Genomic DNA, 15,296 nt, shown 5'->3' on the forward strand with positions numbered 1-15,296 from the left:
CCCATCTTCACCCCAACCCCGAGGGCGAAGATGGCGGCGCCATGGCTAACGGATGGTAAATCAGACCTGAACGGTTGGTCCGAATACCCGCTCGAACGCTTCCCGGAGCACCGAATCGACCTCCGGCATCGTCACCGGCAAGCCGAGATCGACCAGCGAGGTCACGCCGTGCTGGCTGACGCCACAGGGCACGATGCCATCGAAATGCGACAGATCCGGCTCGACATTCAGCGAGATGCCGTGGAACGAGACCCAGCGCCGCACGCGGATGCCGATCGCCGCGATCTTGTCCTCGATGCCGGCGCCCTTGTCCGGCCGACGCACCCAGACGCCAACGCGGTCCTCACGCCGTTCGCCGCGGACATTGAAATCATCGAGTGCGCCGATCAGCCAGCCTTCCAGCGCGGCAACGAAGCGGCGCAGGTCCGGCTGGCGCCGCTTCAGGTCGAGCATGACATAAGCCACGCGCTGGCCGGGGCCGTGATAGGTGAACTGCCCGCCCCGCCCGGAGCGGAACACCGGGAATCGTTCGGGAGCGATCAGATCCTCGTCGCGGGCCGAGGTGCCGGCGGTGTAGAGCGGCGGATGCTCGACCAGCCAGACGCGCTCGCGCGCCAGCCCGTCGGCGATCAGCCCGGCACGGGCCTCCATCTCGGCGACGGCCTCGTCGTAGCCGACGAGCCCTTCACTCACGACCCATTCGACCGGCTCGGACACCCCTTCCGGCAGGAAGGAGACGGCCAGTTCCTCACGCATCTTCACCATGGCTTAACCATGTTCCGTTCAAAGTTTCCGGGCTGGCGACGACACCCGGCACGGCCCTCGTAACGCCTCTTGCGCCCAAAACCGGCAGGCAGGCAAGTTTCGCTGGACGAATTCTGAAGTAGGGTTCCGGAGACAGAACGTGAAGGCCGATCTCGATCTCGTCCCGGTGGAACTCACGGTGGTGCTCGGCCAGACCCAGATGCCGATCTACAAGCTGCTGCGCCTCGGCCGCGGCGCCATCATCGAGCTGAACACCAGCGAGACCGACGAGGTCCAGATTCTCGCGAACAACCACCCCTTCGCCAAGGGAATCGTCGTGGTCAGCGGCGCGCGAATCTCCGTCGAGATCACCCAGATGCTCAAGCGGCCGACGATCTACACCCTGCAGACCGTCGCCGAGGCCGCCTGAACCGGCCGATCTGGGGAAAAATCGCGCTTCTGCGTTTTTCCTTCATGACGCTCTTGTGGCGGCGGATTCGATTTGCTAGATCGGCGCCGCTCCCTGGTTGCACCGCCCGCAACCGGAACCGAGCTGCGGTCGTGGCGGAATTGGTAGACGCACTACCTTGAGGTGGTAGCGGGGAGACCCGTGGAGGTTCGAGTCCTCTCGACCGCACCAAATTCAAAAAGGCCCGAGTTAGCTATGACTTAGCAGCTCGGGCCTTTTCGATTCCTGCCCTCGGACTCTGATGATTTCTCCTGCTTGGTCCCACACTGGCGCCACTGAGGAAAATCATGGCCACCATCCGCAAGCATCGCGATAAATTCCAGGTCCGCATTCGCCGTAAGGATGCCCCTGCCCTAACCCGCACATTCGCCGCTTTCAGCGATGCCAAGGAATGGGCAACGCTGCAGGAGCGCAAGGCCGATAGAGGCGAATTGGGAGCGGATCGGAAAGAGCTAGAGAGAATCACTTTAGCCAAGCTGGTGGAGCGATACCGAGACGAGGTGCTCCCGATGAAGAAGGCGGAGACCGTGGAGCGGTACATCCTCAACGCCTTCCTCCGGCATCCGATTTGCAAGAAGCGTCTCTCCGACCTGACCACCGCCGATTTCGCCGCCTATCGCGATCAGCGCCTGCGAGAGATTTCGCCCGCGTCGCTTAAGCGGCAACTCACGCCGGTCCGTAACATGTTCAAGGTCGCCCGGATGGAATGGGACATCCCCTTGGCAAGCAATCCGCTCAACGGGCTCACTTTGAAGGCCCGAGATAATATGCGGGAGCGGAGACTGCAGGACGGGGAGTACGAGAAGCTGACGGCGTCACTCGCTAAAACTCGGAACCCGCTTCTCGCGCCGATTGTCAGGTTAGCACTCGCGACCGCGATGCGTAGGGGCGAAATACTCGCACTTCGACTGAGAGACGTCGATCTCCCGCGGAAGACCGCCATTATCCGCGAGGCTAAGAACGGCCACTCGCGGAGTATCCCCCTTACCTCCGCAGCGATCCAGGCGGTTCAGGAGGCTATTGCTCTGACTCTGCCCGGCACAGGCGACAGATTGTTTCCCATCGCCCCTGCAGCCCTCCGAGAGGCCTGGGACTGCGCGACGAGTCGGGCGGAGCTGGAGGACCTCCATTTCCACGACCTCCGACACGAAGCGATCTCGCGGCTCTTCGAGTTAGGTCTAACCGTTCCAGAGGTAGCTTCGGTCAGCGGACATCGTACAATGTCACAGCTGATGCGATATGCGCACGCGAATGCGCACTCGCTGCGAGCGAAGCTGGACAGCGCTCCGTCCCGGTGAGTTTGAAAAACTCGCAAAGCAACTCGATGTTGAAGCAGAGGGTATGGGTCGTCCATTGACCGGACAAGCCATACCCATCTCGGCCGGTGCCGCCGCCGCTCTGACTCCAAGATAATCGCGTGAGCGGATCCCGGATCTGATCCGCTCAGCACTCTCGACTCTCACGCGAACAATTTTCATTCGAGTCAATTCTGCACAGCTGCTGCACCTCAAAATCAGCACAGTCGACTCCGGAGCGAGTTCGCGGTCTTGCAGGAGCAGATTGCAAATTTCCGGTCTCAGTAGATTCAGACAATCCGTATTACCCGACTCGACTTCTCTGCGAACGATACTCAGCTAATAAAAGTATACGCGGCGACTCTACTGCAACCGATTGTTGACTATTGGTGCAGTAAATGCAACTATTGGCCACCATCGTTCGACCATGACACCGATTGCGGCGGAAAAATGCATTCCCGCGACATAAAATCGAATGGGAAATTCATGAAAACATTCATCAGACTTCCCGAAGTAAAGCAAATGATTGGAATCTCGGCAACATCGACGCTTTACGACTTGATACGAAATGGTCGTTTTCCAAAGCCAATCAAGCTTAGCCCACGGGTCTCCGTGTGGGATTCCGAGCAAATCCAAAATTGGATGGCGGAACGCGCATCAAAGAGCGTCGCGGCTTAGTTATAGAGGGGATTACACTATGAATAGGCAGGACAAATATCGAAGCTCCTCCATCCAGAATTTCACTCAGGCCGAATTGGACAAGGCGCGGGACAATCTCGCGTTCGTGAAGCGCCGGTTCCCGGAGGAGTCGGCGAGAGAGCAGGCTGTTATCAGAGAGAAAGGTCTGGAAGATCACCGTGAAGTAATTTCGCACTACATTCGCTTTAAATCTCCGATGACGGAGCGCGAACTTGGCGTACTGCAGATGTTCGCCGATACCAGTTACGCGGGGAGTTTCGGTCGCGGCGAGCAACACGAAGCTGCAGGCGGCTCAAGCCCTGCTGATATTCTCTATCGGCCCGCCATCAAGCCAGATGGTGCATGATGGAGTCTTTGAGATGCCTTCTTGCCGAGATCGACACAGCGTTTCGCCTCGGCGACTACGCCGACTGCCTCCATGGGCTCGGCGTGATTGAGCAAAATATCGAGGCGCTGACGCAGGAGCCTGACGCGCTGTTTCGGCTAAGCCGAGGGCTAGCCGCATTACGCATGCTCCATGCCCAGCATGAACGGGAAGGTCGGACCGCCCTCGCCGCTGACGCCGCCCGCCGGATCGCGGAGGTCGAGCAGCGTGTTGCCGAGCTAGCCCGATTGGCGGAGGCGGAAATGCGGCAGCGAGGTGGGGCGAACTGAGAGGCGGTTGCGGATGAAGGTATTTTCTCTCGAAGAAGCACGGGACCGGCTCCTTAAAGAGACGGGGCCGGTCAAGGAGCGGGATTGGCTCGTCCCCCAGGCAACGGCCTCATCGCCAACCAATCGCCCTGCACTGGAGTTCAACGAGACGCGGCCCGATTTAGCGATTCGGAAAGCTGCCGAGGTTCTGTTGGAGGCTGGACTGCCGCTTTATCTCCGACTCGGCCGCCTCGTCTGGCTGCGAGAAGTTGCATCTAAGGACTGGGAGCGGAAGCCGCTCATCGTGAAACGCTTCGCGGACGAGGCGATGAAGGAAAACCTGCGAGATGAACTAAGCCAATTGACGGACTGGCGGGGACGGAATGGAAAAGCCATCCCGGTTCCGCCACCCGTCTACAATATGATGCCCGAGCTTGCGTGGAAGCTGGGCGTCGTGCCCGAGGTCGAAGGGCTCTTCATGGCGCCGACGCTCAGACCTGATGGAACGGTGCTGCTGCGCGAGGGGTATGACGCGGCGACTCGGCTGCTTCTCGTAGACGTGCCGAGGTTGCCAGCCATTCCCGACCGGCCAAGCCGAGCGGACGCGGAGGCGGCGCTTGTTGCGTTGAAGGGTCTGCTTCGAGAATTCCCATTCCGAGATGAAGCGGATCAATCCGTCGCGTTGGCGCTCATCCTCGCAACCGTGGTGCGCGGAGCCTTGGGGCATATCCCCCTGACTGTGATTCAGGCGCCAGAGAAGGGCTCGGGCAAATCCTTCCTCGTGGATATTGCGAACGTGATAGCGACCGGGCAGCGCTGCTCGGTAGTCGCCGCGCGATCGGAGGTCGAAAAATGGGAAAGGCAGATCGCGCTGAGCGTCGCGAGCGGCGATCCCATCGTGTCCCTCGACAATTTCAACGGGGAGCTCAAAAGCGATTTGCTCGCCCAGTTGGTCACGCAGACGAAGGTGAAGGCGCTGCTGCCGTACGGCCGGGACATGGTGGAACTTGAGTGTCGGTCCGTGCTCACGGTCAACGGGAACGGCGTGCGAGTCGCCGATGACCTTGGCCGGCGAGTTGTCCTTTGTCGGCTCGACGCTGGAATGGAGCGGCCTTGGGAGAGGGCGTTCGAGGGGAGGCCGCTGGACGAGATCGGCCGGAACCGCGGACGCTACATCGCAGCGGCGCTGACAATCGTCCGGGCGTACCTCGCGGCGGGAGAGCCAGTGGACCTCGAGCCGCTGAACGGTTTCGAGGACTGGGGTCGGTTCGTGCGCGGCCCGCTGGTGTGGCTGGGGCAAGTCGATCCAGCAGCGACGCAGGCCAATGCGATGAGGGACGACACTGGCCTGCAGAGCCTGGGCGTCGTCTTCGCGGCGATGGCTGAGGCGTGCGGAGTGGGCGAGGACAATGCCCGGACACTCAACGAGATGCTCGGCGATGCGCCCGCTGGGCGGGATGGCGAGTGGGCCAGATTACAGGACGCGTTCGCCGAGGCGGTTGCCCCAAAGCCGCTAACCCCATTGAGCCTGGGCCACGCTCTGCGGAAGGCAGCTAACCGCGTGATCGGCGGCCACCGGTTGAGGAACCGAAGCAATCGGCTGGGAACGAAGGAATGGTGGATCGACCGCGCGTAGCGTGAGCCGGGTATGGCTGCTGGGGTTGCTGGTGTTGCTGGTGATGTTTCCAAAAGCGTTCGGCGCCCTTTCCCTTCGCACCAAAATTTATTGTGGGTTTATATCACCAGCATCCCCAGCAATTCTATAAAATTTCAATAAAATCAATTGTTTATGGCGCATGCGATGGCCGAAAATTGATCCCCGGCTATCCCCAGCATCACCAGCAGAGGAACGAATATGAACGAGGAAGTCAGCCCGGCTATAGGCGCCCTGCTCGACCTAATGACCAATCCCAGCCTGACAATAGGCCAGCGCATCGAAGCCGCCCGCGCGATTATCGAGTTTGAGGCTCCGCCGGCCGTTTTCGAACTCGCCCGCTCTTTCCTGATGGGGGTCGCTGAGAACGCGGACTTCGATCTGAAGATCAGGGCGCTTCAGCTGGTCCGCAAAGTTGAGGCCCGTCGAGTCGTGCCCGGCGAAGGGCAGGCCAAGCATGATGTCGCGCTGGCCGAGCGGATGGCTGCGGCGCGGGAACGATTAGCCGCGCGGGCCGAAGGGCGGTGGACCACACCTAACGTTGAATCGCTCGCTGAACACGTCGAGGGCAATGGGCTGGCGGCAAGGTTGCAGCGGGCGAGGCTAAGCAGCTTGCGGACATAAGATGACTGGTACAAGCTGCTGAATCAACGCTTATCAGGCTCGTTTCAGGATTAGAGGGTACGAATGTTCGGATGGCTCAAAGATAAGCAGATCAAAGAGCAGAAGAAATTATTGTTCCAGAATAGCGCTGCGTCCAAGGTGCTTGCAGGCTTCTATCTAGCAACCGGCGACAGCGCGAATGGCGCGCGCATGGAAGCTCATGAGGAACAGAATCGCCTCATTGCGCTATCCGTTGACGAGGATGCCAAGATTGATGCTGCCGATCTCAAAATCGCCCTTGATATCAATCAGGATTTGAGAAAGCACCATCAGCGCTCGTTGCCGATGAATGGTCCTTTTGATGAGATATATCGGCCTATGCTTGGCTGGGATAAATATTTCGAATAAATCGATCATCCAAAGATTCGGATTGTTTCTTTATAATTAGACTGAATATCGACCATTAATCGAGGGCGGCGTTTTGAAGCTACTATTTGCTGTACTGCCCTTGTTCGCCGCAACGGCGCTGATGTTTCTAGCAGTACGCCTAATTCCCCCTGAGAGAGGGAAATCAGACCCTGAAGTCGAGATCAAAACTCGTCGCGATTTAGTTATTTCTTTGATTGCCGCTGTGGTCGTTGTCGGCCTAGTCATTTGGGCAATAGTCAAATAACGAGCAGAAGACCGAAGCGCTTGCCTTCAGGACGTCGCGCCTCGTCTCAATATCCGAAACACGCTCGCCCGCCCGATCCCTAGCTTCCCGGCGATGGCATCTCCGCTTTCCCCACTCGCCCGCAACGCCATCACCTCGTCCGCCTTCGCCCGCGCAGTCGGCGATCGCCCCTTGTACTTCCCCTCCGCCTTCGCCTTAGCGATGCCCTCGCGCTGACGTTCGAGCATCAGGTCCCGCTCAAAGGCGGCAATGCCGCCGAGGACGGTTAGCATCAGTTTCCCGGTAGGCGTGCCCGTGTCCACGTTCATCGACAAAATACGAAGCGTGACACCGTTGGCCTCCAGGTCTTTGGCGATCTGCAGAAGGTCGGAAGTAGATCGCGCCAGCCGGTCCGGCTTGGTCACGATAAGCGTATCACCCTCTCGCAGATACTCCAGCGCTCGGTCCAACTCCGGCCGCTTCGTCGCAACGGCGGAAAGCTCCTCATGGAATAGTTTCGCGCAGCCCGCCGCCCGCAGGTCGCGCAACTGCGCCTCCAGTCCGGCCTTCTGGTCGGTCGTCGAGGTGCGGGCATAGCCCACCGTTTGGCCCGTCATCACTGGCTCCATCGGCTCACAAAGTTAAGGAATCAGTGATACAACAGTCTCAAAATAGCAAGTGCCATTCTTATGATACTACGAGGGTGCGACTTTTATCGTATCACTAGGGCTTGCCCAATTGATACTGCTGCGCGGGGCGATGAGGAGAAGGGTTGAAAATGACCTCACATTCTCGACAGCGGAGCCATATCCACCGGCATTGATGACGGACCACGATCGGGAAACGGGGCATCAATACGGCGCCGGTCCGGTGGCGCGCGACGGCGTCAATGCGGAGAAACGTGGTGCGGGTTAATTACGCCGGAACCGCCCCCCACGGCCACGCCACGCGTTCGAGCCATATCGTCCGGTGGCCGGACAGGCCATACCGTCTGGGCCGGAAAGTATAGAAGCGTCAGCGGAGCCGGGAACGGCCCTGGCAGCGTTAGGATCGTCGTTCGCTCTTTGCCGGGAACTCGCGGCGCAGGGTCGTCACAAAAAGCGAACCCCACCCCCCTCTTTTTTCAATCCGGCATACCCGGCTTTCGCCGATGCCGCCCCGCCTCTCGCGCCTACTACGACCTTCTGCCGCAGAGCGGATTTTTCGAGGATATGGCTCGACCTCGGCGCTGGTCACGCGGAATTGCTCTGCACTTTCAAACGTCGCCGAAGCCGCTGATCGTCCCTAGCCGTTTCCGTGGTTGAAGCGCATCGCGCCTCGAGTGGAAGCTGTGATTTCGTTTAAGAGCGGACTTGGCATTGCGTTGTCGAACATGGTCAACGTCCCTAAGCATCAACGTCGTCTTCCGCGCTCACCAAACCGTGTGCTAATCTTTCTTCCAGCTGCGATTCCGCTGGAGCGGCGCTGAGGGGCACCGCCGTATGGGTTTTGCTGATAATCCGATCATCACCTCGCCGTTCGACAAGCCGAATTGGCATTTCGAACTCGACAATGACGGCCAGCCGACCGGCGCCAAGCTGGCGGGACGTCGTGAGAGCGTTCAGGTCGTGCCGGTCGCCGCGAGTCGCCGACGGTCTAACCTTCAAGGTTCGCTGGCGCTGGACGATACCACGGGCGGATCGCGAGTCACGACGAATGCACTCGTCAATGAAATCCGAACGCACGTGGATCAATGGCGCGCGTTGCCTCCCAGCCAATGGGGGGTAACGCCGGAGACGCAGCGATTGCTCCTGCATTGGCGCGATGAGGATCGGACGCGAAAGCTCTTCTTCTGTCAGCGAGAGGCAGTTGAGACGCTGATCTATCTTACCGAAGTCGCGCCGGGCCGATTCAAGAGGCAGATCGAAGACGCCAACGCCGAGGCCAATCCGGGTCTCTATCGGCTTGCTTCGAAAATGGCCACCGGTTCCGGAAAGACAACCGTGATGGCGATGATCATCGCGTGGCACGCTGTGAATAAGGCGCGCCGTTCCGGCTCAAAGCTCTTTTCGAACGCCTTCCTCATTATCGCCCCGGGCATCACTATCCGCGAGCGTTTGCGCGTTCTGATGCCTGAAGCGCCGGACAATCTTTATGAGGCCCTGAACATCGTCCCGACGGACATGATGGACGGCGTTCGTAAGGCGCGGGTTGTGATTACCAACTATCACGCCTTCATGCTGCGCGAAACCGAGCAGGTTTCGAAACTCAACCGGCGAATCCTCGGCGGACGCGACGGCGAGAAAAAGTTTACGGAAACCGAAGGCCAGATGATCGCGCGCGTTGCGCCCGAGCTCATGGGTCGCAAGGGCGTCATCGTCCTCAATGATGAAGCCCATCATTGCTACCGCCACAAAGTCGGCGGGGATGAAGAGGTCCTTTCGGCGGAAGACCGTCGGGAAGCCGAACAGAATGAAAAGGCCGCGCGCGTATGGATCGGCGGTGTCGAGGCATTTGACCGCAAGATCGGTGTCCGCGCAGTCTATGACGTGTCAGCCACGCCTTTCTTCCTGCGCGGCTCGGGCTATCCAGAAGGAACCCTGTTCCCGTGGGTGGTGTCGGATTTTGGACTGCTGGACGCCATCGAGAGCGGCATTGTCAAGGTGCCGCGTTTGCCAGTGCTGGACGACTCCATCCAAGGCGATTTGCCGAAATTCAGGAACGTCTATGAGCATGTGAAGACGAGCTTACCAAAGAAGGGGCGCGGCAAACAGGCCAAGGCGCTAATGGACCCGCAGAAGCTCGATAGCCTGCTTCTTTCGGCAATTGACGCCCTCTATCGTCACTATGAAAAGACCTTCGCGGCCTGGAAGCGGGAGCCCGAGCTTGGCCGGCCGCCGGTATTCATCGTCGTTTGCAACAACACTGCCACCTCGAAACTCGTCCATGACTGGATCGCGGGCTATGAGGTGACGGAAGGCGAAGGCGAAGCGAAGCAATCCCGCAAGGTACCGGGCGCGCTTCGCCTGTTCTCCAATATCGACGACAATGGCCGAGAGATCGGTCGAAGGCGAACACTGCTGATCGACAGTGAACAGCTGGATAGCGGCGACGCGCTTTCCGACGATTTTCGCAAGATCGCGGCGCGTGAGATTGAAGACTTCAAAAACGATTTGCGCCGACGCGGCGACGGCCGCGACCTAGAGAAACTGACGGACGCGGACATTCTTCGCGAGGCAATGAACACGGTCGGCAGACCCGGCAAGCTCGGTGCTGACATTCGCTGCGTCGTATCCGTTTCGATGCTGACCGAAGGGTGGGACGCGAACACCGTCACACACATCATGGGTGTGCGCGCATTTGGCACGCAGCTTCTTTGCGAGCAGGTAGTGGGGCGCGGGCTTCGCCGTGTGTCCTATGAGGTGGACCCAGCCACGGGTCACTTCCCGGTCGAGTACTGCGATGTCCTGGGCGTGCCCTTCACCTTCGCCCAACAAGGCGCGAACGTCGCGCCAAAAGCACCGCCGCGCGTCACCCGTGTACGTGCGATGGATGATCGAGTTCAATGGGCGATCCGCTTCCCGAATGTCGAGGGCTATCGCATTGTCTTTCCGCGCAAGCCGTTGAAAGCCGTCTTCACGAAGGATAGTGCACTTGTGCTGTCGCCGGACAACATTCCCATGCGAACGGAGGTGGAGCCATTCATTGGCGAAGGCTTCACACTCGATTTGCGCGAGCACGCTGATAAGCTGCGGCTGAAGTCTGTCATCTTCGACGTGGCGGGTTTCCTGTTGCGGGAAAAGTTCCGCGACGCTGACGGCAACCTCGAAGTCTGGCGCTATCCCGAGTTGGTCCGTATCACGGAAAACTGGTTCGCCCAGTACTTGAAACCCATCGGCGGCTTCCGGCCCGAATTTTTGAAATGGCGCTCGCTTGCGATCATGGCGGTTGAGAAAATCCACCGCGCGCTCGCAGCTTCCATCCCCGCGCCACCCGACGGATCGGAAGAGCACGGGCTTAAGTTGCCGATTCTGAACCCGTACAATCCTGAAGGCTTCTCCCAGAATATCGACTTCAACACGTCCAAGACGACGCTGTTCGATACGCGGGACGGAAAATGCCACCTAAACTTCATCGTGGCTGATCAGGACTGGGAGGCGGGCTTTGCGACGCAACTCGCGGCCATCCCTGAGGTCATCGCCTATGTGAAAAATCACAATCTCGGCTTCGAGGTGCCTTACGAGCATCAGGGCGAAACGCGGCGCTACCGGCCGGACTACATCGTGCGGGTGGACGACGGCGCGCCCGAGCCGCTGAACCTTGTGGTTGAGATCAAGGGCCTTCGCGACGGGCGGGACGCGGCCAAGGCCGACACGATGGCGAAGCTCTGGATTCCCGCCGTGAATAACGCCAAGGTTCACGGACGCTGGGACTTCCTCGAATTCAAGGACATTCCATACGACGTCGAAGCGCGCATCCGCGCTTTCGTGCGCACGCGCATGGCAGCATGAGGCGCAACGATGCTCGGCTCGGCATTATATTATCCACACATAGACATCGACGACGGCGAATGGCTCCGCTCGGCAGTATTGTTTTGGGACGAGATCAAAACCATCGCGCCACGCGCGATTGCGCAACCCTATCGGAATTCCGACACCAACATTCTATGGCGCGAAGGCTTCATTGAACCGCTGCGTTGCGACTTACATCCAGAGTTACTTGATGTCCTCGGCAAGCGCGTTGTTGGTCTTGTGAATCGGGGCTTTTTTCAAGCGGACTTGGAGGCCGATCGCATGACGCGCGACCCCAATCGCTTCGCGCTGATGCACGCTGACAAGATCGGCATGGGAATTCGCGATCAGTTTCGATACGCCAACTTGCATCCTGAGAAACTAACGCCAGCCCTCCGAGCGCTCGCCATGCGGGCCGGATTATCTCACATACATGCCGAAAAAATTGATCCCGAACTGCGTGATTTGCTGGACGAAATCCAGTTTGTCGCGATGCACCCGAATAAGATGTCTCGGCAGCTGGAGCATATGACGCGTCGTGTTGATCGGCGATTCAACAACGATGGCGAATGGCTGTTGGTCGATGACCGGTTCGCAGAAGTCTATATGGCCGCCCTCGCCGCACTGCTGTCGAAGGAAACAGAGCTAGCGGCGCTGACCAATGAAGAGCCTTCGATGGGCGTGAACCTCCACACCTTATTGGATGACGTAAAGCCTTCATCGCAGTCGGATAAGAAGGGAGCGCTTATTTCATTCGTCATGGAGGCGCTTCGCGTCGATCCGGAGACGCGCGTCGACAAGCTTCTGGCGTTTCGGCGCGCTCGCAAGGTCCAACTTGCGGAACTATCCGGACATTTCGAAGAATTGTCTGCCAAGATCGTCGCCTGCGAAAACAGCAAGGAACTCAAAGAAAGAGCGAAACAGGTCTACCAGACACGCATTCGCCCCAAGTTGGAGGCGCTGAAGGACGAACTGACGGACAACTCGATCCAGGCCGTGTGGGAGGGCGTCCAGCGTGCCGTCACGGTCTCCGTCCCTGCCGGCGGAGCGCTGGCATATTTCACAGGGCTGACTGGCACGACGCTCCTAGCGGCAGGCGCGGCAATTTCAGTCACGGACGTAGCCGTGAAGACCCACCTCGCGCGGAACAAGGCTCGCCGCGCATCGCCCTTTACGTATTTGCTCGATGTCGAGCGCAAATTCTCAGTGCGTGATTTCTGATGGCCAAATCTCCCAAGCCCACCGATGTCGATCACTTCGCCCATGGCGGCGCGAAGCGCTACAACATTCCGACGGCGGAAAATCAGGGCCTCGTGCCGGACGACGACAAAGCGGTGAAGGTGCTGCGCTATCCGCGCAACCCTGACCTTGACCCGCAACTCGTTTGGCGCGGGAAGGATGCGGAGGACGCTGGCGATTTGGAAGTGGCTGCGCCGCCGGTCTTCATTCAGGAGAAAATCCATCCGCGCGCGCTGATCGAGAATTTGCGCAAACAGTCCAAAGCGCGGCGAAACGATGCAGCCCCGCAAATCGACTTCTTCCATGACTTCAACGGCCTGCCCGAAAGCTGGAAGGAGGACGCGACTGAAAGCTACTACCATGACGAGGGCAAGTGGTCTAACCGGATGATCCTGGGGGACAGCCTGCTTGTCATGGGCAGCCTTGCTGAGCGCGAAAAGCTGCGGGGCAAGGTTCAATGCATCTATTTCGACCCGCCCTACGGGATCAAGTTCAACTCCAATTGGCAGCCCTCGACGAAAAACCGGAAGGTGGACGAAGGAAAGAGCGCTAGCGTCAGTCGAGAGCCTGAGGTAGTGCGCGCATTTCGAGATACTTGGAATGATGGAATACACTCATACCTGAGTTATCTCCGTGATCGAGTTCAGGCATGTCGAGAGCTGCTGACTGAATCAGGAAGTTTTTTTGTTCAAATTGGAGTAGAGAATTCTCATCTCGTTCGTTCAATTTGTGACGAGGTATTCAGGCAAGAAAACTATATTTCAGAAATTTCGATCCAAAAGACAGGTAGCCAAAGCGGGGATTTTATTCAATCAAATCATGACATCATAATTTGGTATGCGCGCAATAAAGAGCATGCGAAATCATACTACAAATCAATTTTTCTCGAAAGAGATGGCAAGCCGTCGCCTGATGATTTGAAGAAAAACACTTTAGACCGAGATGATTTTGGCGCGTACCCCCTCACATCGGACGGCTATCGTGAGACTACAACGGTAGATTTCAATCATGAAAATCAGAAATTTCATCCGGGAGCGGGGCGTCATTGGGGCGTGACAGTCCCAGAGCTAGAAAGAGTGGCGCGGGCGGGTCGTATTGTTAAGCAAGATAAGCAAGTACGACTTCGGTATTTTTGGGACGACTACCCAGTAATGTCTCTTGGGTCATATTGGAATGACGTTGGTGGCGCGTCTGGAAAGGTATACGTCGTACAGACAACCCCCAAAGTTATTGAACGCTGCCTGTTAATGACTACCAGGCCTGGCGATCTCGTAATGGATCCTACGTGCGGTTCCGGCACTACGGCCTTTGTAGCGGAGCAATGGGGACGACGCTGGATCACTATCGACACAAGCCGGGTTGCGCTGACGCTGGCCCGTGCCCGGCTGATGGGCGCGAAGTTCGACTTTTATCATCTCAAGGACAGTAAGACCGGCGCGGCGGAAGAGGCGAAACTAACTGGCAGGCCGCCAGCCGAGGGGCCTTTCATCGACGATATTCGGCAAGGCTTTGTCTACAAGCGAGTGCCGCATGTCACGTTGAAATCAATAGCGAGTAATTTAGAAATCGACGTTATCTGGGAGAAGTTTCAGACCCGGATGGAGCCGTTCCGCAGCGCGTTAAATAGCGCGCTCGGGCGCAAGGACGCATGGGAGGAGTGGCAAGTCCCGCGCGAGGCGGATACCAAGTGGCCTGCCGCCGCGCGCGAGGCCCATGTCGAATGGTGGCGCCTTCGCCGTGAGCGCCAAGCCGAGATGGACGCCTCCATCGCCCGAAACGCCGATGTCGAATACCTCTATGACCAGCCAATCCCCGCGAAGGGCGTCGTGCGCGTCGCCGGGCCGTTCACGGTGGAAAGCCTCTCGCCGCATCGTGTGCTGCCCTTGGGCGAGGACCCGTTCCTTGCCGAGATGCTTGGTGCCGACGATGGGGCGGACGTCGAACCGGAGCCAATGCAGGAAGCGGTGCCGCCGACGGACTTCGCGCAAATCGTCTATGAGAACCTGCTCGCCTCGGGCGTGCAGAATACCAAGAAAGGTGAAACGCTAAAATTCGATTGGCTGAAGCCTCGCGTCTCGCGCTCGGGCCTTGTGCCATTCGAGGGGCAGTACCTCGAAAACGGCGAGGTGCGCCGTGCCGGCATCTGCATCGGCCCGGAATATGACACAGTGGGCTTCGATCTCGTGCAGCGCGCCGTCAAAGAGGCGCGCAATGCCTTCTTCGACGCTCTGATCATCTGCGGATTCGCTTTTGCCCCTGAGGTGGATGACACGCGGCTCGATTTCCCCATCACCGTGCTCAAGGCCCGCATGAATCAAGACTTGCGCATGGGGGACAAGCTCAAGGCGACGGGCGCGGGTAATCTCTTTGTCGTGTTTGGCGAGCCCGACATCGTGACCCGCAAACTGGACGGCGACATGGTGCAAGTCGAAATCCGGGGCATGGACATTTTCGATCCGACCACCGGACAGGTGCGATCCTCGCGGCCTGTCGCTGAGATCAAGGCCGCAATGGCCGCGGATCCCGAACTAACTGCGGACCAATTCTCCGACATCCGCAACGACGTGGCGGCATGGTTCATCGACGATGATTACGACGAAGACAACTTCTTCGTGCGGCAAGCTTATTTTGTTGGCGATAGTCCATACGAGGGCCTCAAGCGGGCATTGAAAGCTGAGATCGATGAGACGGCATGGGAGGACATGAATTCCACCATTTCACGCCCATTTGCGCGACCCGCGAGGGGGAGCATTTGCGTGAAGGTAATCAACCATTTCGGCGACGAAGTGCAAAAGGTGTTCGTGGTATAGCCGATACA

General features: G+C 58.6%; 13 protein-coding genes and 1 tRNA gene. 12 read left to right on the forward strand and 2 right to left on the reverse strand.

The features are described 5' to 3' along the window. Positions 1-60: 60 nt before the first annotated feature. Positions 61-765, reverse strand: a complete 705-nt coding sequence (gene lipB, locus J0I42_RS18895) for a lipoyl(octanoyl) transferase LipB (RefSeq protein ID WP_291657049.1) — start codon at positions 763-765, stop codon at positions 61-63. A 139-nt stretch (positions 766-904) separates the two neighbouring features. On the opposite strand from lipB, the gene J0I42_RS18900 reads away from it, so the two are divergent. The 9 genes from J0I42_RS18900 to J0I42_RS18935 all read left to right on the forward strand — a co-directional run bounded on the left by J0I42_RS18900 (position 905) and on the right by J0I42_RS18935 (position 6,505). Next, the gene (locus J0I42_RS18900) at positions 905-1,174 is read left to right on the forward strand and encodes a FliM/FliN family flagellar motor switch protein (protein ID WP_291657051.1); all 270 of its coding nucleotides are present in this window, start codon (positions 905-907) and stop codon (positions 1,172-1,174) included. 125 nt (positions 1,175-1,299) lie between these two features. Beyond that, positions 1,300-1,384: transfer RNA gene (locus J0I42_RS18905), tRNA-Leu, on the forward strand. Between the two features lie 116 nt (positions 1,385-1,500). Then, positions 1,501-2,511 (forward strand): tyrosine-type recombinase/integrase, encoded by a 1,011-nt coding sequence (locus J0I42_RS18910; protein ID WP_291657053.1) that lies wholly within the window; start codon positions 1,501-1,503, stop codon positions 2,509-2,511. A gap of 483 nt (positions 2,512-2,994) precedes the next feature. Further along, positions 2,995-3,186 carry a helix-turn-helix transcriptional regulator gene (locus J0I42_RS24045; RefSeq protein WP_366509849.1) on the forward strand — a complete coding sequence of 64 codons (192 nt, stop codon included), beginning with the start codon at positions 2,995-2,997 and terminating at the stop codon, positions 3,184-3,186. A gap of 19 nt (positions 3,187-3,205) precedes the next feature. After that, positions 3,206-3,553, forward strand: a complete 348-nt coding sequence (locus tag J0I42_RS18915) for a hypothetical protein (RefSeq protein ID WP_291657055.1) — start codon at positions 3,206-3,208, stop codon at positions 3,551-3,553. Continuing rightward, positions 3,550-3,861 (forward strand): hypothetical protein, encoded by a 312-nt coding sequence (locus J0I42_RS18920; RefSeq protein ID WP_291657056.1) that lies wholly within the window; start codon positions 3,550-3,552, stop codon positions 3,859-3,861. The genes J0I42_RS18915 and J0I42_RS18920 overlap by 4 nt, the downstream gene beginning before the upstream one ends. Positions 3,862-3,874: 13 nt before the next feature. Next, positions 3,875-5,476: a hypothetical protein gene (locus J0I42_RS18925; RefSeq protein WP_291657058.1), complete on the forward strand. Its 1,602-nt coding sequence runs from the start codon at positions 3,875-3,877 to the stop codon at positions 5,474-5,476. A 219-nt stretch (positions 5,477-5,695) separates the two neighbouring features. Continuing rightward, positions 5,696-6,118, forward strand: a complete 423-nt coding sequence (locus J0I42_RS18930) for a hypothetical protein (protein WP_291657060.1) — start codon at positions 5,696-5,698, stop codon at positions 6,116-6,118. A gap of 63 nt (positions 6,119-6,181) precedes the next feature. Then, entirely contained in the window at positions 6,182-6,505 is a 324-nt protein-coding gene (locus J0I42_RS18935; RefSeq protein ID WP_291657063.1) for a hypothetical protein, read from the forward strand. Positions 6,506-6,796: 291 nt separating this feature from the next. Here the strand turns inward: J0I42_RS18935 and J0I42_RS18940 are convergent, their stop codons facing one another. Continuing rightward, positions 6,797-7,366: a recombinase family protein gene (locus J0I42_RS18940; protein ID WP_291657065.1), complete on the reverse strand. Its 570-nt coding sequence runs from the start codon at positions 7,364-7,366 to the stop codon at positions 6,797-6,799. An 864-nt stretch (positions 7,367-8,230) separates the two neighbouring features. On the opposite strand from J0I42_RS18940, the gene J0I42_RS18945 reads away from it, so the two are divergent. The 3 genes from J0I42_RS18945 to J0I42_RS18955 are packed head-to-tail and all read left to right on the forward strand — an operon-like array spanning position 8,231 to position 15,288. Then, positions 8,231-11,239, forward strand: coding sequence for a BPTD_3080 family restriction endonuclease (locus J0I42_RS18945; RefSeq protein ID WP_291657067.1), 3,009 nt, complete (start codon positions 8,231-8,233; stop codon positions 11,237-11,239). Between the two features lie 9 nt (positions 11,240-11,248). Further along, complete coding sequence (locus J0I42_RS18950; protein WP_291657069.1) at positions 11,249-12,460, forward strand: DUF6236 family protein; 1,212 nt, start codon at positions 11,249-11,251, stop codon at positions 12,458-12,460. Beyond that, complete coding sequence (locus J0I42_RS18955) at positions 12,460-15,288, forward strand: site-specific DNA-methyltransferase (protein ID WP_291657071.1); 2,829 nt, start codon at positions 12,460-12,462, stop codon at positions 15,286-15,288. The genes J0I42_RS18950 and J0I42_RS18955 overlap by 1 nt, the downstream gene beginning before the upstream one ends. The last annotated feature ends 8 nt before the right edge of the window (positions 15,289-15,296 follow it).

The sequence above is a fragment of the Allobosea sp. genome, assembly GCF_017308015.1.
Lineage (GTDB): Bacteria > Pseudomonadota > Alphaproteobacteria > Rhizobiales > Beijerinckiaceae > Allobosea.

Coding starts and splice junctions, on each gene's coding strand:
- J0I42_RS18920 (WP_291657056.1), top strand. CDS start 3,550: ATGATGGAGTCTTTGAGATGCCTTCTTGCCGAGATCGACACAGCGTTT.
- J0I42_RS18950 (WP_291657069.1), top strand. CDS start 11,249: ATGCTCGGCTCGGCATTATATTATCCACACATAGACATCGACGACGGC.
- J0I42_RS18940 (WP_291657065.1), bottom strand. CDS start 7,366: ATGACGGGCCAAACGGTGGGCTATGCCCGCACCTCGACGACCGACCAG.
- J0I42_RS18955 (WP_291657071.1), top strand. CDS start 12,460: ATGGCCAAATCTCCCAAGCCCACCGATGTCGATCACTTCGCCCATGGC.
- J0I42_RS18930 (WP_291657060.1), top strand. CDS start 5,696: ATGAACGAGGAAGTCAGCCCGGCTATAGGCGCCCTGCTCGACCTAATG.
- J0I42_RS18915 (WP_291657055.1), top strand. CDS start 3,206: ATGAATAGGCAGGACAAATATCGAAGCTCCTCCATCCAGAATTTCACT.
- lipB (WP_291657049.1), bottom strand. CDS start 765: ATGGTGAAGATGCGTGAGGAACTGGCCGTCTCCTTCCTGCCGGAAGGG.
- J0I42_RS18935 (WP_291657063.1), top strand. CDS start 6,182: ATGTTCGGATGGCTCAAAGATAAGCAGATCAAAGAGCAGAAGAAATTA.
- J0I42_RS18945 (WP_291657067.1), top strand. CDS start 8,231: ATGGGTTTTGCTGATAATCCGATCATCACCTCGCCGTTCGACAAGCCG.
- J0I42_RS18925 (WP_291657058.1), top strand. CDS start 3,875: ATGAAGGTATTTTCTCTCGAAGAAGCACGGGACCGGCTCCTTAAAGAG.
- J0I42_RS24045 (WP_366509849.1), top strand. CDS start 2,995: ATGAAAACATTCATCAGACTTCCCGAAGTAAAGCAAATGATTGGAATC.
- J0I42_RS18910 (WP_291657053.1), top strand. CDS start 1,501: ATGGCCACCATCCGCAAGCATCGCGATAAATTCCAGGTCCGCATTCGC.